Raw genomic sequence first — 24,096 nt, forward strand, 5'->3', positions numbered from 1 at the left:
CGGTGCCCTCCGGTAGCGTGGAAAACGGGGGACCCCCGCGGCTGACGGCAGCCGTCAGCGCTTCGCCAGGGAGCGGTAAGCGGCCCTGGCGAAGCTCGGCCGCATGAAGAACCCGACCGTCCTGATCTCCGGCGCGAGCATCGCCGGCCCCGCCCTCGCCTGCCTGCTGACCCGGTACGGCTGCACCGTCACCATCGTCGAACGCGCGCCCGCGCTCCGGCCCGGCGGCCAGGCCGTCGACTTCAAGGGCGCCACCCACCGGACCGTCCTCGAACGCATGGGCATCCTCGACGACGTCCTGGCGCGGCAGACCGGCGGGCAGGACCAGACGATCGTCGACGCCACCGGACGCGCGCGGGCCGTGATCCCCGGCGAGTTCACCGGCGGCGACGTCGAAATCCGCCGCGGCGACCTCGCCGAAATCCTCTCCGCGCACTCGGGCTGCGAGTACCTCTTCGGCGACACCATCACGTCGCTGACCGAGACCACGGATGGAGTCGACGTCACCTTCGCCCACGCCGAGCCGCGCCGGTTCGACCTCGTCGTCGGCGCCGACGGCATCCATTCGAACGTCCGGCGGCTGGCATTCGGCCCGGAGCGCGACTACGTCCGGTACCTCGGCTACCACTACGCCCTCGCCGAGCTCGGCGAAGACATCGCCGACGGCGAAGCCGTGATGTACAACGAGCCGGGGCGGATGGCCGCCGTCGGCGGTCCGAAAGCGTCGGCGTTCTTCGTGTTCGCCTCCCCCGAACTCGACTACGACCGCACCGACACCGAGAAGCAGCGGCAGCTGCTGATGGACGCCTACCGGGGCGGCGGCTGGCGGCTGCCCGAGCTGATGGCGAAGATCCCCCGTGCGGGCGAGTTCTACCTGGACTCGCTCAGCCGCGTCACGATCGACCGCTACTCCCGCGGCCGGGTCGTGCTGCTCGGCGACGCGGCCTACGGCAACACCCTCGGCGGCTTCGGGACCGGCCTGGCGGTCGTCGGCGCGTACGTGCTTGCCGGGGAACTGCTCGAAGCCGGCGGCGACCACCGGGTCGCCTTCGCCCGCTACGAGGAGCTGATGCGGGACTACGCGAAGGTCTCGCAGCGCGGCAGCGCGGGGCCGTTCCTCGCGCCGCCGTCCCGGCTCCGGATCACCCTGCGGGATTGGACGTTCAAGTCCCGCTTCCTGCTCGGCCTGATGCTCAAGGCGACCGACAAGTTCGCCACGGACATCGAGCTGCCGGGCTACGCCTCGGGGTCGTAGGCCAGGTTCGGCCGCAGCCACTGCTCGACCTCGGCGATCTCGACGCCCTTGCGGCGGGCGTAGTCCTCGACCTGGTCGCGGCCGAGCCGGCCGACGGTGAAGTAGCGGGAGTCCGGGTGGGCGAAGATCAGCCCGGACACACTCGCCGCCGGCGTCATCGCGTACGACTCGGTCAGGGCCATGCCCAGCTCGTCCGCTTCCAGGAGCTCGAACAGCTCGCGCTTCTGGCTGTGGTCGGGGCTGGCCGGGTAGCCGAGCGCCGGGCGGATGCCGCGGAAGCGCTCCGCGTGCAGGTCTTCCAGCTTCGGCTGCGCGTCCGGCTCGAACCAGTCGCGGCGGGCCCGCAGGTGGATGTGCTCGGCGAACGCCTCGGCGAGCCGGTCGGCCAGCGCCTTGACCATGATCGCGCGGTAGTCGTCCTGCTCGGCTTCGAACCGCTTCGCCAGCGCCTCGGCGCCGTGGATGGCCACCGCGAAGCCGCCGAGGTGGTCGCCGACCGGGGCGATGTAGTCGGCCAGGCAGCGGTTCGCGCGGTCGGCGGGCTTCGCCGTCTGCTGCCGCAGCATCGGGAACTTGACGTGCGCGAACTCGCCGTCGAGCAGGATGTCGTCGCCTTCGCGGTGCGCCGGCCAGAACGCGTACGCGCCCTTCGCGGTGAAGCTGCCGTCGGCGATGATCTGGTCGAGCAGGGTGTTCGCGTCGTCGAACAGCTCGCGGGCGACCGGCTGCTGCAGGATGGCCGGGTACTTGCCCTTGAGCTCCCAGGCCAGGAACAGGAACTGCCAGTCGACCATCTCGCGCAGTTCCGCGATGCTCGGCTCGAGCACGCGGACGCCGGTGAACTCCGGCGTCGGCAGGCCGTCGAACGCGACCTTCTCGGGGTTCGCGCGGGCCTGCTCGAGGGTGAGCATCGGGCGGCGCTGCTTGCTCGCGTGCTGCTCGCGCAGCACCTCCTGGTCGGCTCGGTTCTTTTCCGCCAGCGCGATCGAGCGGTCCGCGTCGAGCAGGTCGGACACGACGCCGACCACGCGCGACGCGTCGAGCACGTGCACCGTGACGTTGTCGTAGGCCGGGGCGATCTTGACCGCCGTGTGCTGGCGGGACGTCGTCGCGCCGCCGATGAGCAGCGGCAGTTTCAGCCCGCGCCGCTGCATCTCGGTGGCGACCGCGACCATCTCGTCCAGCGACGGCGTGATCAGGCCGGACAGCCCGACCGCGTCGGCGCCTTCGGTCACCGCGGTGTCGAGGATCTTGGCCGCCGGCACCATCACGCCGAGGTCGATCACCTCGTAGTTGTTGCAGCCGAGCACGACGCCGACGATGTTCTTGCCGATGTCGTGGACGTCGCCCTTGACCGTGGCGAGCACGATCTTGCCCTGGCCGCCGGTGGAGGCCAGGCGCCCCTCCTGGCGCGCCTTCTCCTTCTCCGCCTCCATGTACGGCTCGAGGTAGGCGACGGACCGCTTCATCACGCGCGCGCTCTTGACCACCTGCGGCAGGAACATCTTGCCGGAGCCGAACAGGTCGCCGACGATCTTCATGCCGTCCATCAGCGGACCCTCGATGACGTCGAGGGGCCGCGCCAGCTGCTGCCGCGCCTCTTCGGTGTCGTCCTCGATGTAGTCGACGATCCCGTGCACCAGCGCGTGGGACAGCCGTTCGCCGACCGTGCCTTCGCGCCAGGAGAGGTCGACGACGCGCTTGGTGCCGCTGCCCTTGACGTTCTCCGCGAAGCTCACCAGCCGGTCGGTGGCGTCTTCGCGCCGGTCGAAGAGCACGTCCTCGACCAGCTCGAGGAGGTCCTTCGGGATGTCTTCGTAGACGGCGAGCTGGCCGGCGTTGACGATGCCCATGTCCAGCCCGGCCTGCACGGCGTGGAACAGGAACGCCGAGTGCATCGCCTCGCGCACCACGTCGTTGCCGCGGAAGGAGAACGACAGGTTCGAGATGCCGCCGCTGGTCCGCGCGCCGGGGCAGCGCTCCTTGATCCGGGGCAGCGCCTCGATGAAGGCCTTCGCGTAGCCGTTGTGCTCGGAGATGCCGGTGGCGACGGCGAGGACGTTCGGGTCGAAGATGATGTCCTCGCCCGCGAAGCCCGCCTTCTGCGTCAGCAGGTCGTACGCGCGGCCGCAGATCGCCACCTTGCGGTCGGCGGTGTCGGCCTGGCCCTGTTCGTCGAACGCCATCACGACGACGCCGGCGCCGTAGTTCCGGATCGTGCGGGCCTGGGCGAGGAACGGCTCTTCGCCCTCCTTGAGGCTGATCGAGTTGACCACGCCTTTGCCCTGCAGGCAGCGCAGCCCGGCTTCGAGCACGCTCCACTTGGAGCTGTCGACCATCACCGGGATCCGGGCCACCTCGGGCTCGGTGGCGATCAGGTTGAGGAACGTCGTCATCGCCTGCTCGGATTCGAGCAGGTCGGCGTCCATGTTGACGTCGAGCAGGTTGGCCCCGCCGCGGACCTGCTCCAGCGCGACGTCGACGGCGCCCTGGTGGTCGCCGGATTCGATGAGCCGCCGGAACCGCTTGGAGCCGGTGACGTTGGTGCGCTCGCCGATCATCACGAATCCCGTGTCGGCGCCGATGCCGAACGGCTCCAGGCCGCTGAAGCGCATGTGCGTGCGGGGCGCCGGCACCTCCCGCGGGCCGGCCTCCTTCGCCGCCGCGGCGATCTTCGCGATGTGCGCCGGGGTGGTGCCGCAACAGCCGCCGACCAGGTTGACCAGGCCGTCGCGGGCGAACCCGCCGATCAGCCCAGCGGTCTCCTCGGGCGTCTGGTCGTAGCCGCCGAACGCGTTCGGCAGGCCGGCATTGGGGTGGCAGGCCACGTAGGTGCCGGCGATCCGCGAGAGCTCCTCGACGTGCGGGCGCATCTCTTCGGCGCCGAGCGAGCAGTTCACGCCGACGACCAGCGGCTTCGCGTGCTCGATCGAGCTCCAGAACGCCTCGACGGTCTGCCCCGACAGCGTCCGGCCGCTCAGGTCGACGATCGTCACCGAGATCCACAGCGGCAGCTGCGGCGCGACCTCGCGCGCGGCGGCGATCGCGGCCTTGCAGTTCAGCGTGTCGAAGATCGTCTCGATCAGCAGCAGGTCGACGCCACCTTCGGCGAGCCCGGCGATCTGCTCGGCGTAGGACGCCTTGACCTGCTCGAACGTGACCGCCCGGTACGCCGGGTCATCGACCTTCGGCGACAGGCTGAGGGTGACGTTGAGCGGGCCGATCGACCCGGCGACGAACTTGCCGCCCGCTTCGTCGGCGGCTTGGCGGGCCAGCTGCGCGCCGCGGACGTTCATCTCGTGGACGTAGGCCTGCAGGCCGTAGTCGGCCTGGCCGATGCTGGTCGCGGTGAACGTGTTGGTCGTGGTGATGTCCGCGCCCGCGGCCAGGTACTGGCGGTGGACGTCGAGGATGACGTCCGGGCGGGTGAGGTTCAGCAGGTCGGGGTCGCCGGTGACGTCGTGGAAGTGGTCGCCGAAGCGGTCGCCGCGGTAGTCGGCCGGGGTCAGCCCGGCGCCCTGCAACATGGTGCCCCAGGCGCCGTCCAGGACCGCCACGCGCTGGTCGAGCAGCTCACGCAAGCGTGCTTCGGACTCGGATGGGGTGTTCACCGGCAGCCTCCCTCGATCGGGAGGCGCCCTTGGTTGGTCATTCCCGGCCGAGCGTGGCGGACCCGGTGGTCCGTTGCAGCGCCTCTCGGCCTGTGGTCCACGGTATCGGAACCGGGCCCGCGCACGCCATCCCGCCCCGACGGCGCGTCCACGGACTGGGACATCGTATGTCCACAATGGAATGTACCGGTCACGCTGCCTCCGCGTCGCGATCGCTGCCGGATCCGCTCCCGCCTGCTTACCCGGGCCACCTCCACCATCGCTCAAGCGAGGCTCGATGTTACTCTCCGCGGTCGTCATCCTCACTTTTCGTGCTGCCGGGGCGGCTTGAAAACTGAAACACGTTCTAATACGCTCCGCGGGTGGACTACGGAATCGTGCTGTTCACCAGCGACCGGGGGATCACCCCGGCGGCCGCGGCGCGCGCCGCGGAAGCCGCGGGGTTCTCGACCTTCTACGTCCCCGAACACACCCACATCCCGGTGAAGCGCGAGTCACCACACCCGCGCACCGGGGACGCGTCGCTGCCCGACGACCGCTACAGCCGGACGCTCGACCCGTGGGTCGCGCTGGCGACGGCGGCCGCGGTCACCGAGCGGATCCGGCTCGCCACCGCGGTGGCCCTGCCGGTCGAGAGCGACCCGATCAACCTCGCCAAGACGATCGCCAGCCTCGACCACCTCTCCGGCGGCCGCGTCACCCTCGGCGCCGGCTTCGGCTGGAACGTCGACGAGCTGACCGACCACGGCGTGCCCGGGAACCGCCGCCGCACCGCGCTGCGCGAGTACCTCGAGGCGATGAGTGCACTGTGGACGCAGGACGAAGCCTCCTACGATGGCGAGTTCGTCTCCTTCGGACCGAGCTGGGCGTGGCCGAAGCCGGTCCAGGCGCACATCCCGGTGCTGCTCGGCGCGGGCCCGACCGAGAAGACGTTCCGCTGGATCGCCCGCCACGCGGACGGCTGGCTCACCACCCCGGCCGACACCGACCTGGACGGGCACGTGGCGCTGCTCAAGGAGATCTGGCATGCCGAAGGGCGGGAAGGCGCGCCGCAGATCTGCGCGCTCGGCGAGCGGCCCGACCCCGAACGCCTGGCGCACCTGGATTCCCTGGGTGTGACCGAGACGATCTTCGGCCTCCCCGACCGCTCGCCGGACGAGGTCGAAGCCTGGATCGGGCGGCTGGCCGGGAAACTCACCCTCGCCCCCGCGCACTGAACCGGCGGGACACGGACGAATCCGTGCCCCGCCGGTGATCGACCCCCCGGGGTCAGCTCTTGGCCGCGACGCCCTGACGGGCCCGCAGGTCGAGTTCGATCTGCTCCAGGCTGCGGCCCTTGGTCTCCGGGACCAGCCACTTGGTGAGCACGAACAGCACCACGTTCACCCCGGCGAACAGGAACATCGAGCCGCCGATGCCGAGGGACTTCGGGTCGGAGATGAGCGGGAACACCGCGCTCACGATCCCGGTCGCCGCCCACAGGACCACACTGCTGACGCCCATGCCCGTGGCCCGGTACTTCAGCGGGAACACCTCGGACATCATCACCCAGACGACCGCGCCCCAGCCGAGCTCGTAGCCGACCAGGTAGAGCACCATCATCACCAGCATCAGCAGGCCGCGCGTGCCGGTGTCGTGGACGTTCAGCACCACCAGGCCGGCCGCCACCAGCGTCACCACCATGATGACGTTGCCGATGAGCAGCAGGGGCTTGCGGCCCCAGCGGTCCACCACGAACACGACCCACGCGGTGAACAGGAACTTCGTGACGCCCAGCAGCACGCCGGACAGCAGCGCCGCCTGCGTGGCGAAGCCGAGGCCGATGAGCATCGTCGGGAAGTACGCGTTGATCGCGTTGACGCCGCTGAACTGCTGGCCGACCGCGAGCAGCAGCGCCACGACGATCATCGGCCGCACGAAGCCGGAGAACAGGTCGCGGATGCGAGGCTTCTCCTCGGTGTCCAGCTGGATGACCTCGTGGATGGTCGAGATCTCCTCGTCGAGGTTCACGGTGTTGCCGTGCGCGCTCGCCAGGACCTGCCGGGCCTCGTCCTCCCGGCCGTTCTTGACCAGCCACCGCGGCGTCTCGGGCAGGAACGCCAGCCCGGCGAGCAGGATCACCGCGGGCACGATCGCGCCGGCGAACATCCAGCGCCAGGCCGAGTGCGGGCCGAGCAAGTAGCTCACCAGGAACGCGATCAGGATGCCCAGCACGATGAAGATCTGGTTGAGCGCGCCCATCGCGCCCCGCAACCGCGCCGGGGCCAGTTCGGACAGGTAGGTCGGGACGGTCGAGGACGAAAGTCCGATGCCCAGCCCGATGACCAGCCGCGAAACCACCAGCAGCAGGAACGTCGGCGAGAAGCTCGCCGCCAGCGTGCCCACGATGACGATGCCCGCGGCGACCATGATCGTGCGGCGCCGGCCGAGGGCTTCGTTGGTGCGGCTGGACAACAGCGCGCCGACGATCGCACCGACCGACAGGCTGGCGGTGATCACGCCCTTGTCCCAGCTGGTCAGCGCCCACAGTTTCCCGATGAACGGGAGCACCCCGGAGATCACGCCGAGGTCGTAACCGAAGAGGATGCCGCCGAGCGCGCCGAAGAAGTACAACGTTGTTCGGCCGATCTGCCGCGCCGATGCTGTCTGCGTACTTGACTGATCGGTCATTGCCGGGTCGCCTCTTTCTTGAGTGCAGTCGAGCGTAGGTCCAGTCCAGCCAGCGGCCACCACACTCACACGCCGGAAAATGGCGGGCAAGAAGATCCGCGATAACAATTCAGACACCTGATCGTCATTCACGTATGTGATTCCGACAAAACCGGCACCCGTTCGGCGCGAAGCCGGGTTCCGCTCCACCTCGGATCCACTGTGGACAGTGCGGATCGCCGAAATCGTCGAACGCTTTACAACGCTCCGAACGCTGGTTTACCGTCCCTCTGGAAGCGCTCCCAGAGTGTGGAGGCAGAGGTGCACAACGTCGTGCCAGAAACTCGTTCCCCCGTCGGGTTCCGCTCAGCGAGACGGCTGCTCGCCGGCGCGCTCGTCGTGCTCGTGCCCGCCGCCGTCGCGGTCGTCGCGGGCGCACCGGCTTCCCCGGCCGCACCGGCGGCCGCCACGACGACGTGGCGCAACGCGGAGATCGCCGGCGGCGGATTCGTCCCCGGGATCGTCTTCAACCAGACCGAACCGGGGCTCGTCTACGCCCGCACCGACATCGGCGGGGCGTACCGGTGGAACACCGCCACCGGCCGCTGGCTCCCGCTGCTCGACTCGGTCGGCTGGACCGACTGGGGCCACAACGGCGTCGTCAGCCTGGCCACCGATCCGGTCGACCCGAACCGGGTCTACGTCGCCGCCGGGATGTACACCAACAGCTGGGACCCGAACCCCGGCGCGATCCTGCGGTCGGCCGACCGCGGCGCCACCTGGCAGGCGGCCGCGCTGCCGTTCAAGCTCGGCGGCAACATGCCCGGCCGCGGCATGGGCGAGCGGCTCGCCATCGACCCGAACCGCAACAGCGTCCTCTACCTCGGCGCGCCGAGCGGAAACGGGCTGTGGCGCAGCACGGACTCCGGCGTCACCTGGGCTAAGGTCACCGCCTTCCCCAACCCGGGCAACTACGCGCCCGACCCGAACGACACCACGGGCTACTCCAGCGACAACGAGGGCGTCACCTGGGTGACGTTCGACCCGTCGACCGGCACCCGCGGCGCCACCACGCAGACGATCTACGTCGGCGTCGCGGACAAGCAGAACACCGTCTACCGCAGCACCGACGGCGGCACGACGTGGGCGCGGCTGGCCGGCCAGCCCACCGGGTTCCTGGCGCACAAGGGTGTCGTCGACCCGGCCGGCGGCTACCTCTACCTCGCGACCAGCGACACCGGCGGCCCCTACGACGGCGCGAAGGGCGACGTCTGGAAGTACGCCATCAAGACCGGGACGTGGACGCGGATCAGCCCGATCCCGTCGGACAGCTCCGACGACTACTTCGGCTACAGCGGGTTGACGATCGACCGGCAGCACCCGAACACGCTGATGGTCGCCACCCAGGTGTCGTGGTGGCCGGACGTGATCTTCTTCCGCAGCACCGACGGCGGCGCCACCTGGACCCGGATCTGGGACTTCTCCAGCTACCCCGACCGGTCGCTGCGCTACACGCAGGACGTCTCCTCGGTGCCGTGGCTGACCTTCGGCGTCCAAGCCGCTCCCCCGGTGCCCTCGCCGAAGCTCGGCTGGATGACCGAGTCGGTGGAGATCGACCCCTTCGACTCGAACCACCTGCTCTACGGCACGGGCGCGACCGTCTACGGCACGTCCGACCTCACGAAGTGGGACAGCGGCGGGAAGATCACGATCAAACCGGTCGTCGGCGGCCTCGAAGAGACCGCGGTGCTGGACCTGATCAGCCCGCCGTCGGGCGCGCCCCTGCTGTCCGGCCTCGGTGACATCGGCGGGTTCCGGCACGACAGCCTCGACGCGGTCCCGGCCACCATGTACACGCAGCCTGTGTTCACCACGACCACCAGCCTGGATTACGCCGAGCTGTCGCCGGCGACGATCGTGCGCGTGGGCACGCTGGACCGGTCCGCGCGGCCGAACGACAACCGGATCGCCTTCTCCACCGACGGCGGGAAGAACTGGTTCCAGGGCGCGGAGCCGGGCGGGAACGCCGGCGGCGGCACGGTGGCCGCGGCCGCCGACGGCAGCCGGTTCGTCTGGAGCCCGGACGGCGCGAACGTCAGCTACTCCGCCGGCTTCGGCTCGTCGTGGACGGCGTCGACGGGCATCCCGGCCGGCGCGGTGGTCGAGTCCGACCGGGTCGACCCGAAGCGGTTCTACGGGTTCGCGGCGGGCAAGTTCTACGTCAGCACCGACGGCGGCGCGAAGTTCACCGCGACCGCGGCCACCGGGCTGCCGGCCGGGTCGGCGCACTTCAAGGCGATGCCGGGGGTGGCCGGGGACGTCTGGCTGGCCGGCGGCTCCGGCACTGTGTACGGCCTGTGGCACTCCACTGATTCCGGTGCGTCCTTCACGAAACTGGCGAACGTCGCCGAAGCCGACAACATCGGGTTCGGCAAGGCCGCTCCCGGGCGGACGTATGCCGCGTTGTACACGATCGCCGAGATCGATGGCGTGCGCGGGATCTTCCGCTCGGACGACGCGGGAGCTTCGTGGACGCGGATCAACGACGACCGGCACCAGTACGGCAACATCGGGGCGGCGCTGACCGGCGATCCGCGCGTGTACGGCCGGGTGTACGTGGGGACGAACGGCCGCGGCGTGATCGTGGGCGAATCCGGGGGCAGCGAGCCACCGCCGCCGACGAGCACCACGCCGACCACCACGACCACGACTCCGACGACCACCACCACGCCCACGACGACCACCACGCCGGTGCCGTCGGGGTCCTGCACGGCGGCCTACACGGTCACCAACCAGTGGCAGGGCGGGTTCCAGGCCTCGGTGAAGGTGGGCAACACCGGCACCGCCGCGGTGAGCGGGTGGACGGTGACGTGGACCTACGCCGACGGGCAGCGGGTGACCCAGGCGTGGAACGCGCAGGTCACCCAGAACGGCGCGGCGGTGACGGCGCTGGACGCGGGCTGGAACAAGACCATCCCCGGGGGCGGCAGCGCGGAGTTCGGGTTCACCGGGAGTTCGGGGATGGTGAACTCCCGGCCGAGCTCGATCTCGCTCAACGGGCGGGCCTGCACGACGTCCTGAGCCGGTTCCTCGCCGGACTCGTCCCGGGCCGCGGCGATCCCGGACGAGTCCGGCGCGACCTCGCGTCCACGGGCGGGAAGGGGGTTTCAACCCACCCCCAGGCGGTTGAAACCCCCTCCCCGCGCCCCCAGTCCGGGGTCTCGCCCGAGCAGCCGCAGCCTGCTCGGGCGGCCTTCCCCGGTGAGGTCCACTCTTCCCGTTGCCGACGGCCGCCGCCATTCCTGCCCCCAGGAGACTTTTTCGTCCCGGCACACCCGCGCTGAGCAGCGCAAACCCGGACCGGCGGATGCGAAAATACCCAGCCGGGCGGGCAAAAGTTACCCGGCGGACAGTGGGCGGGGGTGCGGCCGCTCAGGCGCTCTCCAGCACGATCTTCCCGATGTGGGTCCGGGACTCCAGGTGCGCGAACGCCCCGGCCACCTCGTCGAAGGCGAACCGGCGGTCGATCACCGGCTTGAGGCCGGTCCGCTCGATCGCGGTGTTCATCGCCTGGAACGTCTCGCGGGAGGCGTTCGTGAGGCCACGCAGCGTCAGCTGCTTGACCAGCACCAGGATCGGGTCGGCGGCGCCTTCGTGGGTCAGGACGCCGGCGACGCTGACGTGCCCACCGTACCGCGCGGCGAGCATCGACTGGCCGATCGTGCCGCCGCCACCGACGTCGACGACGTGGTCGACACCGCCGCCGGTCAGGCCGGCCACCGCGGCTCCCCACTCCGGGGTGGTCGCGTGGTTGAGCGTCTCGGCGGCGCCGAGCGCCCGCAGCCGCTCGAGCTTCTCGTCCGAGCCGGACGTCGAGACGACGTGGGCGCCGCCGAGCGCGGCGAACTGCAGGGCGAACGTGGACAGGCCGCCGCTGCCGAGGGTGAGCACGGTCTGCCCCGGCGTCAGCCGGCCTTCCTCGACGACGGCACGCCAGGCCGTGACGCCGGCGCTGGGCAGCGTGGCGGCTTCGGCGTAGCCGAGGTGCGCGGGGATCGCGACCAGGGCGTCCTCGGCGAAGACCGCGTACTCCGCGAGCACGCCGTCGAGCGTGCCGCCCAGGTCGTCCACGGTCTTCTCCGGCGTGCCGGGACCGGCCAGCCAGTCCGGGAAGTAGGTGGCCGCCACCCGGTCACCGGTGGTCCAGGCGCGCACCCCGTCGCCGACCGCGACCACCTCGCCCGCGCCGTCGGACAGCGGGATCACGTCCGGCTTCACCGGCTTCGGGTAGAACCCCTTGAGGATCATCAGGTCGCGGGCGTTGACCGCCCACCCGCGCAGCCGGACCAGGACCTGGCCGGGACCGGGCTCGGGAACGTCCCGCTCGGCCAGGACGAGTTCGGCGCCGGGGCGGGGCAGGGAAAAGAACTTCACAGCGGCTCCAAGGGGTCGGGGGCACTCCTCAACGCGGCCAGTGTGTCGAAGCCGCGAGCTCGCCGTCGACGGTCGCCAGCAATTCCGGGGTGAGCCCGGCGAGCGACGTGGCGAAGTGGCGGACACCGCAGGCGGCCATGAACTCCCGCTGCCGCGCGTGGGCGGGGCTCGACGGGAACCCGACGAAGCCGGCGCCGTGCGCGCGGGCGTCCTCGGCGACCCGGCTGACGTCGTCGACGAAGACGATCTCGTCGAAGGCGACGCCGAGCACGGTCCGCGTGATGTGCTCGACGCCCGGGCGGTGCTCGTTGATGCTCACGTACGGCACCTCGGGATCCAGGAGGTCCGCGAAGTCACCGAGGTGGTGGTCGAAGGTGTGCTCGCGGGTCCGGCCGCCGTAGCAGACCAGCCGCACGGGGAGCTTCGCCAGCGCCTCCAGGCCGTCCCGCGCGCCCGCGGCCACCCGGATCGGGTGCTCGGCCAGGTAGTCCTGCCGCGCGGCCCACAGCTGCTTCAGCGTCAGCTCGGCCGGCTGGTCCAGACCGCAGAGGCGGGTGATCTTTTCGGCGACGACGAGGTCGCGCAGCCCGATGACGTCCCGCTCGGCCGCGGCGTCGTACCGCCCGCCGTGCTCGGTGACGAACCGGGCGATCATGGCCAGGTAGGTGTCGTCGATGAGTACGCCGTCGCAGTCGAGCGCGACCACGCGCAGCTTTTCGAAGCCGCTCACCGCTGCGCGAACACTTCCCGCACGGCCGCGATGGCGTTGAGCGCGGCCGGGAAGCCGCAGTAGAACGCCAGGTGCAGCACGGTCTCCACGACTTCCTGCTCGGTCCCGCCGACGTTGAGCAGCCCGTGGACGTGCACCTTCAGCTGCGGCAGCGCGGTGCCCAGGGCGACGCAGGCCGCAATCGTGACGATCTCGCGGTGGCGCAGGCTCAGGTGCGGCCGGCTGTAGATCTCGCCGAAGGTGAATTCGACGATGGAGACGGCCAGGTCCGGAGCGATGTCCCGCAGTCCCGCGGCGACCTGCTCCCCCGCCTCGCCGTCGACGGCCCGCATCGCCGCCAGGCCGCGCTCGTAGCGGTCCTCGATGCCCGCCCACGGCACTTCGGCGACCTCCTCGGCCGGCGCCGGCTCCTCGTCGGGCAGGCCGTCGAAGGCCGCCTTCAGCGCCGTCAGGGCGTTGAGCGTGGCCGGGAACCCGGCGAAGGAGCTGACGTGGATCACCGCCTCGATCAGCTGACGGCGGGTGCAGCCGACGTTCAGCGCGGCCTTGGCGTGGAACTGCAGCTGCGAACCGGCGTAGCCGAGGGCGGTGAGCGCGGCGACGGTCGCCAGCTGCCGCTCCGGCAGCGCCAGGCCGGGCCGGTGGTAGACGTCGCCGTAGATGAACCCGACGCACTGCTCGCCGAACTCGGCCTCCCCGATGCTCTCGAACAGGTCCAGCACGGCCGGCCGGTCGGCCCCGCCGAGCTGCTGGATGAGTTTCAGGCCCTGGGCGAAGGACGCGGAGCGGTCCTGCTGTTGCAGGTCGGACATCGTGGGGTGGTTTCCTTCCGGATCGGGGTTCGGCCTTCAGCCGAGGTAGGCCCGGGTGGCCTGGCCTGCCTTGCGGCGTTCGAGGGTGCCGACGCGCCCCTGCGCGATCATCGAGTACTCGATGCCGGCGGTGGCCACGGTGCGCCCCTGCTGGCGCACCGACGTCGTGGCGCGGAACTTGAGGTTGGTCTCCCGGTCGAGGTCGGATTCGACGATCAGCGACTCGACCGTGGCCGGGAGCGGGAACAGGAAGTCCTGGAAGGACAGGTCGATCCGCTTCCACACCCCGGCGTACGCCGCCGGGGTGAGCCCGGGGCGGATCGCGGTCTCGAACTGCGCGATGCAGATCTGCCGCATCGCCTCGATGATCACGATGCCCTGCACGTGCTCGCCGGTGTGGTGGTCGAGGACCAGCTCGTTGTCGCGGTGGATCCGCAGCTCGGCCCGGCAGTGCGCGGGTGCCGGGCTGTGCACGCCGGCGAGCAGGACGTTCTCCGGCCGGCTCTTGTGGACGACGACGGGCGGTTCGGACGGCCGCCGGACCGCGGCCGGGTCCGCGAGGCACACGGTCCCTTCGCTCTTCTCGCACGCGGTTTCGAGCAGCTCGCCGTCGGTCGCGTCGATGCCCTGGCCGAAGTGGACGATCCAGTGGCAGCCCGGCGCCACCGGACCGCCGGAGCCGAGCATGGCCAGCAGGCCCGACAGCGTGAACACCCGGTCCTCGCGGGCAAACTGCGCGAAGCGGTCGGCGACCACGACGACGTCCCGCCGGGTGTGCCCCTCGAACGCCCAGGCCGCGCACGGGGTCTTCGGGCACGAGACGTCGTGCGGTGCCACCTCGGGCGCCTCCGTCCGGGTCGAGTCTGGTGTCACGGGCGCGCCGAAGCGTGGGCGTCCAGGAGGGCCTCGGTGAGGTTGCGGGCGGTCGTGGCCGCCCGCCAGCGCGGGCCGGCCAGCTCGGTGACCATCAGCTTCAGCATGGCGCGCACCATGTCCGGCTGCTTGCCCACGCCCGCGTCCAGCAGCGGTCCGACCTGCGCGGCGGCCCCTTCGAGGTCGTCGAGCCGCAGGTGTGCGCGGCCCGTGTCGATCCGGATCATCGGATCCATGGCTTCCCAGCGGTTTTCCGTCGACAGCTGCTCGAAAGCCTCGCGGGCGGTGGTGAACTCGCGCAGCGCGGCCGAGGCCTGCCCGACCGAAAGCAGCGCGTTGCCGGCCATGTAGTGCCGCCGGTCCTTCGTGATGTTGAAGAATTTGTCCTCGCCACCGGCCCCCAGGTCCGGGTCTTCGATGGCCGTCCAGCGCGCGATCGCGTCCAGCACCTTCCGCTCCGCCTGCACCGAGGACCAGCCGCGCGCCTCGGCGAGGATGAGCGGGGCGTCGGTGAGCCGCCCGCCCACGTGGTAGTTGAGCCCGTCGGCGGCGAGCTTCGCGGATTCGATGCCGTTGCCGGCCCAGAACGCCACGCGGGCCTGGGACGTGCGCACCCAGCGCCGGGCGAGGAAGTCGTCGGCGTACTGGGTGTAGAGCCACGCGGCGGAATTGAGTTCGCGCGAGCTCCGGTACCGGCCGAGGTCGCCCGCGATCCAGGCCATCATCGCGTTCGACTTCGCCCCGATGAGCAGGAGGTCCTGCGTCTGCTTCGGCCGCTGACGGCCCTTCAGCAGGGACGCGGTCCGGTCGGCGATCACCGCGAGCTGGCCGAGGATCGAGTCGGGCGCGATCCGGGTGTAGGCGCCGCCGAGGAAGTCGAGGTCCGACCACAGGTCGTCGAGCTGGACATCGTCCACGTTGGTCGTCGTGAGCAGGAGGGCGTCGCCGAGGGCGCCGGCGCCGAACTCCTCTTCCGCCTGGGCCGGGGTGCGGGCCGGCGGCACCTCGGGCTGGGCGACCGTGACGACCGCGGGCTCGGCGTCGGCGTGGTACTCGGCGAGGTCCTTGGCCGGCAGCTGCTCGAGATCACGCAGCCCCAGCAGGCATTTCCAGCCGGTGCCGTAGACCTGGGCCAGTACCCGCAGCGCCGCGACGGTGGGCCGGACGCCGCGATCCGGCCACTGCTCGTACTCCCAGATCCGCGTGCCGCGCATGCCCGCGCGGGGGTCGCCGGTGACGGCGTTGTACTGGTGCGCCGCGACGTCGAGCGAAAGCTCCGACGCCAGCCGCCACGCGGCGCGCGGCGGGATCCGGCATTCGACGATCAGGTTCTTCGCCACCTGGGCCGGGATCGCCTCCTCGGGAAAGCCCAACGCCGTCAGCCGGTCCCGCAGTTGTGCACGATAGGGCTTGCTCCCTGGTTTGGCCTGTCGACTCATCGTTCATCCAACGATTTCCGGAGTTCGGGGGCTCCCCACGACGACCCTACCGCAGCGTGTCCGCGGCGGCCCAGGTCGTCACGAAGGCGGAAAACGTGTGATTTGCGAGAAATTGAGGACGCAACAAGGAAGTTGAGTGCGCAACAAGGGTTTCCGGCCGGACGCACTTTTGCGAGCCTGACTGAGAGCGCTCCCATTTTCCCCGGTTCGGCGCCCGTCCGTGATCTTGGGACGATTTTCCGGAATCCACCCCAACGGCGGCGTCCGGACCCGCGGACCGGTGGCGCAGGGCGACCGGGACATGTCCCGCGCCCCAACGAGTTCGGCCGTTCAGGAGCGTTCAGTGGCGAGGCCGGGCGCACCGGCTGCGGAAAACGGACCACCGGATCGGCCCGCGTCCGGGTCCCTCTTTACAAGCGCGACACACCGGGGTTACCTTTCCCGCGGCTGGAAGCGCTCCCATGCCAGGTCGCCTCGCCAGAACGCGGCCACCACCCAGGGGCGCCGTGGTGCAGGCCACGGCGCCCCTGTCCGCGTCCGGAGGAGGAGCCACCCCATGAACAGGTTCGCCGGCGCCTTGGCCGCGCTCTGCCTCGCCGCGGCGGGCACCACCGCGATCGTCGTGGCCGGTCCGGCCACCGCCGCGCCCGCGTGCTCGGTCGCCTACCGCGTCAACCAGTGGCAGAGCGGGTACACCGCCGACATCACGGTGACCAACGGCGCCACCGCGGCCTCCTCCTGGACGCTCACCTGGCACTACGCGGGGAACCAGTCCGTGACGTCCGCGTGGAACGCCACCGTCCGCCAGAGCGGGACCGCGGTCACCGCGCAGAGCCTGTCCTACAACGGCGCGCTGCCCGCCGGCGGCTCGGTCTCCTTCGGCCTCCAGGGCACCTACAGCGGGACGAACGACACGCCCACGGACTTCGCGCTCAACGGCGTCTCGTGCGGCGACCCCGCTCCCCCGACCACGACCACGCCGACCACCTCCACGACGCCGACGACGCCCACCACCACCCCGACCACGACGACGTCCGGGCCGCCGCCCGCCGGCTGTGCGGGTGCCGCGATCTGCGACGACTTCGAACAGCAGACCGGCAGCACCCCGGGCGGCCGCTGGACCGTCGGCGCGGCCAACTGCTCGGGCACCGGCACGGTCGCCGTCGACACCTCGGTCGCGCACTCGGGCGGCCGCTCGGTCAAGGTCACCGGCCAGGGCGGCTACTGCAACCACGCCTTCCTCGGCACCAGCCTCACCGGTGTCGGCTCGTCCCACCTCTTCGGCCGGTTCTGGGTCCGGCACACGACGGCGCTGCCCACCGGGCACGTCGCCTTCATGGCCCTGCGCGACACCGCCGACAACGGCCGGGACCTGCGGGCCGGCGGGCAGAACCGGGCGCTGCAGTGGAACCGCGAGTCCGACGACGCGACGCTGCCCGCGCAGAGCCCGGCCGGGGTGGCCCAGAGCGTCCCGCTGGCCACCGGCACCTGGTCCTGCTTCGAGTTCGAGGTCGACGGCGGCGCGGGCCAGCTGCGGACGTGGCTGAACTCCACCGCGGTACCCGGGCTCGTCGTCGACGGCGTCCCGACCCCCGACATCGACCAGCAGTGGCTCAACCGGGCCTGGCACCCGGCCCTGATCGACCTGCGGCTCGGCTGGGAGAGCTACGCCGGCGACGCCGACACGCTGTGGTTCGACGACGTCGCCGTCGGCACTTCGCGGATCGGCTGCTGAGCAGGGCTACCGGCCGAGGACCTTCTCGATCTCGGCCAGCTCCTCGTCGGTGAAATCGAGGTTCGCGGTGGCCGCGACGGTGTTCTCCAGCTGGGCGACGCTGCTCGCGCCGATCAGCGCGGAGGTGACGCGGCCGCGGCGCAGGACCCAGGCGATGGCCAGCTGGGCCAGCGTCTGCCCGCGCCGCTCGGCGATGTCGTTCAGCGCGCGGACGGTCGCCAGGGTGTCTTCGGTCAGCCGGTCGCTGGTCAGGAACGGGCTGGCGCCGGCCGCACGGGAGTCGGCCGGGATGCCCTCGAGGTAGCGGTCGGTCAGCAGGCCCTGGCTCAGCGGCGAGTACGCGATCGAGCCGACGCCGTGCTCGTCCAGGGTGTCGAGCAGGCCGTCTTCGACCCAGCGGTCCAGCATCGAATACCGCGGCTGGTGGATCAGCAGCGGCGTGCCCAGCTCCCGCAACGCGGCGAGCGCGGCTTCGGTCTGCTCGGGCGAGTAGTTCGAGATCCCCGCGTACAGCGCCTTCCCCGAGCGGACCGCGGTGTCGAGCGCACCCATCGTCTCCTCGATCGGCGTCTCCGGGTCCGGCCGGTGCGAATAGAAGATGTCGAAGTAGTCCAGCCCGGTGCGGGCCAGACTCTGGTCGAGGCTCGCCAGGAGGTTCTTGCGGGAGCCCCACTCGCCGTACGGGCCGTCCCACATCAGGTAGCCCGCCTTGGACGACACCAGGATCTCGTCGCGGTACGGGCGGAAGTCGGCGGCGAAGTGCCGCCCGAAGCCGGCCTCGGCCGAGCCGGGCGGCGGGCCGTAGTTGTTGGCCAGGTCGAAGTGCGTCACGCCGAGGTCGAACGCCCGGCGCAGCACGGCGCGCTGGACGTCGAGGGGCTTGTCGTCCCCGAAGTTGTGCCACAGGCCGAGCGACACGGCGGGCAGCTTCAGCCCGCTGCGCCCGGCCCGCCGGTAGGGCATGTCCGCGTATCGGTCTTCAGCCGCGGCGAAAGGCGACATGGTGCTCCTTGTCGAAGAGGTTCCCCCGCAGTCTAGCCGCGGGTGATCACCGCGCCGGCGAACGACGCCGCGGGCGGCAGGTCCGGCAGCAGGGTCGCCTGGTAGGCGTGGTAGACGTCCGGCTTGCCGGCCCACACCGTCGCGGCGGGACGGTTGTCCGGGTCGAGTTCGTGGTGCCACGAACCGAGTTCGCGGTCGACGAAGCAGGCTTCGGCGTGCGCGCACCATTCCTCGAAGCGGGCGAGGTAGGCCGGGTCACCGGTTTCCCGGTGCAGCGTCCACGCCGCGGCCATCGCCTCGGTGACCACCCAGTGCAGCCGGGTGCGCACCACCGGCGTCCCGGCGAAGTCGGTCGTGTAGACGAACCCCGGCCGTCCGTCGACGGCCCAGCCGTACCGCACGCCCGCCTCGAACAGCGCGGCCGCGTCGGGCAGCAGCCACGGCGGCGCGGCGGCCCCGAGCGCCCGTCCGAGGTGGACGGCCAGCCGCGCCCATTCGAAGAGGTGCCCGATGGTCGCCCCGAACGGGCGGAACGGGTGGGCGGGTTCGCCGCGGTTGAACTCCAGCCGGACGCGCCAGTCCGGGTCGTAGTGCTCAGGGAGGAGCCAGCCGTGCGCGCGGGCTTCGCCGTGGACCAGGCGCTCCACAATGGACAGTGCACGCGCCGCCCACACCGCGTCGCCGGTGACGTCGGCGGCGGCCAGGAAGGCCTCCACGGTGTGCATGTTGGCGTTGGCGCCGCGGTAGTCCTCCAGGCGCGTCCAGCCGCGGTCCCAGACGTCGGCGACGAGCCCGGCCGAGGGCTCCCAGAACCGGTGTTCGACGACTTCGAGCGCCTCGGCCAGCAGCGGCCGGGCGCCTTCGGCACCGGCCGCGGCCGCGCTCGCGGCCGCCAGCACGACGAACGCGTGCTCGTAAGCCCGCTTTTCGGCCACCGCCGTCGAGGCGTACCAGCCGCCGTGCTCGGCGTCCCGAAGCAGCCCGGTGAGCGCCGCGACGCCGTGCGCGACCTGCTCGCCGGTGTCGGCGCCCCGCAGCGACGCGAGCGCGAAGACGTGCGTCATCCGGCAGGTGATCCAGGTCTCGACGGGCCGGTCGAGCACCGGCCGCCCGGCGTCGTCGAGCCAGGCGAACCCCCCGGCCGGGTGCACCGCGCCGCGGGCGAACCCGAGCAGCCGGGCGGGTTCGGCCCGCACCCAGGCGGGAACCGAAGACGGACTGTCCACTCTCTGCCTTTCTCCACCGGCCCGCCCCGTTCGAGGAGCCCCCGCCAACGTAGGCCAAGGTCCCCGCCCCGGCCATCGCGGGCTGTTCCGGAAGTGACCCCCACCGCGTATCCTGACCTTGGAAGCGCTCCCAGTCTTCGACGCACGCAACCCAATGAAGGGACTGACGTGACCAGGAGACGAAGTACCATCCTCGCCGCCGTCACCGTGCTGCTGGCGAGCCTGACCGCCATCCTGCTGAACACCGGCACGGCCGAGGCGCACGGCGCCATGATGAAGCCGGGCAGCCGGACCTTCCTGTGCTGGCAGGACGGGCTCAGCTCGACCGGCGAGATCAAGCCCATCAACCCGGCCTGCGCGGCCGCCGTGGGCGTCAGCGGTGCCAATTCGCTGTACAACTGGTTCGCCGTGCTGCGGTCCGACGGCGCCGGGCGCACGCGGGGGTTCATCCCCGACGGGAAGCTGTGCTCCGGCGGGAACCCGAACTACGCGGGCTTCGACGGCGTCGGCGCGTGGCCGCTGACCCACCTCACCTCCGGGGCCCAGTTCGACTTCTCCTACAACGCGTGGGCCGCGCACCCGGGCTGGTTCTACACGTACGTGACGAAGGACGGGTGGAACCCGAACCAGCCGCTCACCTGGGACTCGCTGGAGGACCAGCCGTTCCTGACGGTGGACCACCCACCGGTGACCGGGCAGGTCGGCACGGTGGACGGCCAGTACAAGTGGAGCGGTGCGCTGCCGTCGAACAAGTCGGGCCGGCACATCATCTACTCGGTGTGGAAGCGCTCGGACAGCGCCGAGACGTTCTACGGCTGCTCGGACGTCACCTTCGACGGCGGGCACGGCGAGGTCACCGGTGTGAAGGACCCGGGCACCGGCACGACGACCACGCCCACGACCCCGACGACACCCACCACCCCGACGACACCGACGACTCCCACCACACCCACGACGCCCACCACGCCGACCACCCCGACGACCCCGGCGGGCTCGTGCATGGCGATGTACGAAATCACCAACACCTGGAGCGGCGGTTACCAGGCCACGGTGACGGTGATGAACCACGGCACCAGGCCGTTCACGAGCTGGCAGGCCGGGTGGACCCTGCCCGCGGGCCAGACGATCGCCAGCGTGTGGAACGGCACGCTGAGCCAGTCCGGTTCGGCGGTCACGGTCCGCAACGCCAACTGGAACGGCTCCGTCGCGGCCGACGGCACGACCACCTTCGGGCTGGTCGTCAACACCACCGGAGGCAGCGCGGCGCCGTCGCCGACGTGCCAGGGCACCTGAACCGTCCTGAGTGGACAGAAGTGGACAGACCGGTGAAGGCCGCTTCGGGGAACGCGAAGATCCCCGAAGCGGCCTTCACCCGTTCGCCGGGCCGGTGCTGCCGCGGGTGATCAGCCGCGGCCGGGAGGTGTGGACGTCGCCGGGGCGCGCCCCGGCCAGCACGTCGTGCAGGACGGAGGCCGCGAGCGCGCCGAGTTCGGCCAGCGGGCGCCGGATCGCGGTGAGGGCGGGGCGGACCAGCCGGCAGAGCGGGGTGTCGTCCCACGACACCACCGAGAGGTCCTTCGGCACCGCCAGGCCGAGTTCGCGCGCGGCCGCGAGCGCGGCCACCGCCAGGTCGTCGGTGTCGCACAGCAGCGCGGTGGGCCGGGGGCGCGCGGCCAGCACCCGGCGGACCGCGTCGGCCGACGGTTCGGGGTGGACGGTGCCCGGGTACGGGAGGCCGGTCGCGGCGGTGGTGAACGCCCGCCGCCGCGCCGCGGGGTCGGCGAACACCGCCGCGCCCGCGATCCGGACCACGTGCCGGTGCCCGAGTGCCGCGAGGTACGCCAGCGCTTCGGCGGCGCCGGCGACGTCGTCCACGAGCACCGAGGGCACGCCCGGCACGCCGCCCGGCCCGCCGAGCACGACCGCCGGCAGGCCGATCCGCACCAGCTCGGCCGCGCAGCCCGGCGCGGTGAGCAGCACGCCGTCGACCTTCCGCTCGGCACGCCAGCGGCGGTAGACGGCCAGCGCGGCGTCGCGGCCGGGGGCGGCCTGCACCAGAAGCTCGCCCTCGAACCCGTCGAGCAGGGCCGGGACGAACGCCTCCAGGGGCCGGTCGAGCACCAGGCCGAGCGCCCCGGACCGGCCGCCGGACAGCGCCCGCGCGGTGCTGCTGGGGGCCCACCCGAGCTCCCGGGCGATCTCGGTGATCCGCCGCCGGGTGGCCTCCGAGACACCGGGGCGGCCGTTGAGGGCGTAGGAGACCGCGCCCTTGGAGACCCCGGCCTCCTTCGCGATGTCGGTGATCGTCGGACGCTTCATCGCAGCCTTTCCGGGCACCACGGGTCCGGGCACCACGGGCCTGGGCACCCCGGGCTCGGGCACCACGAGTCTGGAACCGGCAGGGGCCGGAGCCCGCGTTCCGTGTTTGCGCGGACACCCGCCGTCGCGCACCTTGACACCCGCCGCACCGGGAAACAAGACTCGCCCCGGGAGCGCTCCCAGCCAACGGGGGCCCGGAGCGTGCCGCGGATGGGGAGTGCGCGCGCATGAGGCAGATCCGAAGACAACCGGCCTTCGCCGCCGTCGTCGTCCTGCTCTTCCTGATCGGGGGATGCGGACCGGCCACGCCGGAGCGGATCACGCTCACGGTGTCGACGTTCGGCCAGTTCGGCTACGAGGACCTCATCCCCGGTTACGAGTTCACCCACCCCGGGCTCACCATCCGCCAGGTCCGGACCGAGCAGGGCGGTCCGTACCACCAGGACCTGCTGGACAAGCTGCAGAAGGGCCAGGAGCTCGCCGACATCCAGGCCGTCGAGGAGGGCCACCTCGCCGACGTGCTCGCCCACGCGGACAAGTTCGCCGACCTGGCCGAGATCGGCCCGCCCGACGTGAAACCCGGCCGGTGGCTGGAGTGGAAGTACGAGGCCGGCCGCAGCAAGGACGGCAAGCTCGTCGGCTACGGCACGGACATCGGCCCGCTGGCCATGTGCTACCGCAAGGACCTGCTCGAAGCGGCCAACCTGCCCACCGACCCGGGCTCGGTGAAGACGATGTTCGCGACCTGGGACAGCTTCTTCAAGGCCGGTGAGAAGTACGTCCAGCACTCGCACGGCAAGCCGTGGTTCGACTCCTCGGCGCAGATCTTCAACGCCAAGGTCAACCAGCTGCCGGTCGGCTACCTCGACCGCGAAAACCGCCCGACGCTGGAGACGAACACCGCGTTGCGGGACGCCTGGAACCAGGTCACCGCCGCGGTGAAGCAGGGGCAGTCGGCCGGGCTCACCGCCTTCGAAGACGACGGCAACAACGGCCTGCGCACCGGCGCCTTCGCCACGAAGGTCTGTCCGTCGTGGATGCTCGGCATCATCGAACAGCAGGCCGGGGTCGGCAACGCGGGCAAGTGGGCGCTCACCGACGCCTTCCCGGACGGCGGCGGCAACTGGGGTGGTTCCTACCTCACCGTGCCGGCCTCGAGCCCGCACCAGAAGGAGGCCGCCACGCTCGCCGCCTGGCTGACCGCGCCGGAGCAGCAGCTGCACGCGTTCCGGGTGAGCGGCAACTTCCCCAGCCAGGTCGAGGCCTTCACCTCCCCGGACCTGCTCAGCGAGATGAACGGTTACTTCGGCGGGGCGCTGAGCGGCCAGGTCTTCGTCGCCCAGGCCCGCAAGGTCGGGAAACCGCAGTACAAGGGGCCGGGCGACGGCAAGATCCAGGAAACGGTGATCGCGCCGGCGCTCAAGTCGGTCGAGCAGGGCGCCGACCCCGCCGCCGTCTGGCAGCAGGTGCTGATCGGGGTGCACCGGCTCGTTCCCTGACCGGGAACCCGCTCGTCGGGGCCGGCAGGATCGGGCAGGGTCACTCCCCTGCCCGCACACGGGCGCAGCGCCGCGCACGGGCGCTCGGTGGGCCGGGCGATCGCTTCGCCGGAAAACAAGGGTTCGCACGCGTTCCACACCCGGATGGGGGTTCGTCACCGAACCAGGGCCGAAGGACTTCGATGGGGTGCCGGCCGGGACCGGCTGAGTTTTCCGCAAGGACCTCGGCTGAACCGCCGGAGGTGCGCGCTGCGGGATCCGGCCCGGGGACACACCGGGCCGGATCCCGCTGTCCCGCGCGGGCGCCACACGGGGGCGGGGGGGGCCCAGGGGGGGGGCCGGGCGGGGCCCGGGCCCGCCCCCCGGGGGGGGGGCGGGGCCGGGGGGGGCGGGGCGGCCGCCGCCCGCCCCCCCGGGCGGGCCGGACCCCCGCGCGCCGCGCCCGCGGCGCCGCCGCCCCGGGGGGGGGGGGGGGCCGCCCGGGGGGGCCCCGGCGGGGCCCCCCCACCACC

16 protein-coding genes and 1 riboswitch are annotated in these 24,096 nt (G+C 71.6%); of the genes, 6 read left to right on the plus strand and 10 right to left on the minus strand.

Translation table 11 applies throughout. The features are described 5' to 3' along the window. Positions 1–103: 103 nt before the first annotated feature. A complete protein-coding gene (locus ISP_RS26945; RefSeq protein WP_013226999.1) occupies positions 104–1,255 on the plus strand; it encodes an FAD-dependent monooxygenase in 1,152 nt (383 codons plus the stop codon). Here the strand turns inward: ISP_RS26945 and metH are convergent. Then, positions 1,237–4,866 (minus strand): methionine synthase, encoded by a 3,630-nt coding sequence (gene metH, locus ISP_RS26950; RefSeq protein ID WP_013227000.1) that lies wholly within the window; start codon positions 4,864–4,866, stop codon positions 1,237–1,239. The two genes, ISP_RS26945 and metH, sit on opposite strands and share 19 nt — an antisense overlap. A 14-nt stretch (positions 4,867–4,880) precedes the next feature. Beyond that, positions 4,881–4,959: riboswitch (S-adenosyl-L-homocysteine riboswitch) on the minus strand. Positions 4,960–5,228: 269 nt separating this feature from the next. Here metH and ISP_RS26955 point away from each other — a divergent pair. Further along, complete coding sequence (locus ISP_RS26955; RefSeq protein WP_013227001.1) at positions 5,229–6,083, plus strand: LLM class F420-dependent oxidoreductase; 855 nt, start codon at positions 5,229–5,231, stop codon at positions 6,081–6,083. 52 nt (positions 6,084–6,135) lie between these two features. Here the strand turns inward: ISP_RS26955 and ISP_RS26960 are convergent, their stop codons facing one another. Then, positions 6,136–7,536, minus strand: a complete 1,401-nt coding sequence (locus tag ISP_RS26960; protein WP_071831418.1) for a sugar porter family MFS transporter — start codon at positions 7,534–7,536, stop codon at positions 6,136–6,138. A gap of 300 nt (positions 7,537–7,836) precedes the next feature. Between ISP_RS26960 and ISP_RS26965 the strand changes: the two genes are divergently transcribed. Next, complete coding sequence (locus ISP_RS26965; RefSeq protein ID WP_013227003.1) at positions 7,837–10,596, plus strand: cellulose binding domain-containing protein; 2,760 nt, start codon at positions 7,837–7,839, stop codon at positions 10,594–10,596. Positions 10,597–10,947: 351 nt separating this feature from the next. Here ISP_RS26965 and ISP_RS26970 read toward each other — a convergent pair whose 3' ends face one another. Genes ISP_RS26970 through ISP_RS26990 form a run of 5 tightly spaced genes read right to left on the minus strand, consistent with a single transcriptional unit; the run spans position 10,948 to position 15,803 of the window. Then, positions 10,948–11,949 carry a zinc-dependent alcohol dehydrogenase family protein gene (locus ISP_RS26970; protein WP_013227004.1) on the minus strand — a complete coding sequence of 334 codons (1,002 nt, stop codon included), beginning with the start codon at positions 11,947–11,949 and terminating at the stop codon, positions 10,948–10,950. A gap of 28 nt (positions 11,950–11,977) precedes the next feature. Continuing rightward, positions 11,978–12,679 carry an HAD family hydrolase gene (locus ISP_RS26975; RefSeq protein ID WP_013227005.1) on the minus strand — a complete coding sequence of 234 codons (702 nt, stop codon included), beginning with the start codon at positions 12,677–12,679 and terminating at the stop codon, positions 11,978–11,980. Then, positions 12,676–13,491, minus strand: coding sequence for a carboxymuconolactone decarboxylase family protein (locus ISP_RS26980; RefSeq protein ID WP_013227006.1), 816 nt, complete (start codon positions 13,489–13,491; stop codon positions 12,676–12,678). Before ISP_RS26980 ends, ISP_RS26975 begins: the two co-directional genes overlap by 4 nt. A 36-nt stretch (positions 13,492–13,527) precedes the next feature. Further along, positions 13,528–14,328, minus strand: a complete 801-nt coding sequence (locus tag ISP_RS26985; RefSeq protein WP_013227007.1) for an AfsA-related hotdog domain-containing protein — start codon at positions 14,326–14,328, stop codon at positions 13,528–13,530. 32 nt (positions 14,329–14,360) lie between these two features. Further along, the gene (locus ISP_RS26990; protein WP_235190576.1) at positions 14,361–15,803 is read right to left on the minus strand and encodes a hypothetical protein; all 1,443 of its coding nucleotides are present in this window, start codon (positions 15,801–15,803) and stop codon (positions 14,361–14,363) included. A gap of 556 nt (positions 15,804–16,359) precedes the next feature. Here ISP_RS26990 and ISP_RS26995 point away from each other — a divergent pair. After that, positions 16,360–17,538 carry a cellulose-binding domain-containing protein gene (locus ISP_RS26995; RefSeq protein ID WP_013227009.1) on the plus strand — a complete coding sequence of 393 codons (1,179 nt, stop codon included), beginning with the start codon at positions 16,360–16,362 and terminating at the stop codon, positions 17,536–17,538. Positions 17,539–17,544: 6 nt separating this feature from the next. On the opposite strand, the gene mgrA is transcribed toward ISP_RS26995, so the two are convergent. Next, positions 17,545–18,540 carry an L-glyceraldehyde 3-phosphate reductase gene (gene mgrA / locus ISP_RS27000; RefSeq protein WP_013227010.1) on the minus strand — a complete coding sequence of 332 codons (996 nt, stop codon included), beginning with the start codon at positions 18,538–18,540 and terminating at the stop codon, positions 17,545–17,547. A gap of 32 nt (positions 18,541–18,572) precedes the next feature. Then, positions 18,573–19,766: an AGE family epimerase/isomerase gene (locus ISP_RS27005; protein WP_013227011.1), complete on the minus strand. Its 1,194-nt coding sequence runs from the start codon at positions 19,764–19,766 to the stop codon at positions 18,573–18,575. A 168-nt stretch (positions 19,767–19,934) separates the two neighbouring features. On the opposite strand from ISP_RS27005, the gene ISP_RS27010 reads away from it, so the two are divergent. After that, positions 19,935–21,059, plus strand: coding sequence for a lytic polysaccharide monooxygenase (locus ISP_RS27010; protein WP_013227012.1), 1,125 nt, complete (start codon positions 19,935–19,937; stop codon positions 21,057–21,059). A gap of 75 nt (positions 21,060–21,134) precedes the next feature. Here ISP_RS27010 and ISP_RS27015 read toward each other — a convergent pair whose 3' ends face one another. After that, complete coding sequence (locus ISP_RS27015) at positions 21,135–22,085, minus strand: LacI family DNA-binding transcriptional regulator (RefSeq protein ID WP_013227013.1); 951 nt, start codon at positions 22,083–22,085, stop codon at positions 21,135–21,137. A gap of 227 nt (positions 22,086–22,312) precedes the next feature. On the opposite strand from ISP_RS27015, the gene ISP_RS27020 reads away from it, so the two are divergent. Continuing rightward, entirely contained in the window at positions 22,313–23,584 is a 1,272-nt protein-coding gene (locus ISP_RS27020; protein ID WP_013227014.1) for an ABC transporter substrate-binding protein, read from the plus strand. Positions 23,585–24,096: the final 512 nt, after the last annotated feature.

Origin of the sequence: Amycolatopsis mediterranei (assembly GCF_026017845.1) — a bacterium.
Lineage (GTDB): Bacteria > Actinomycetota > Actinomycetes > Mycobacteriales > Pseudonocardiaceae > Amycolatopsis > Amycolatopsis mediterranei.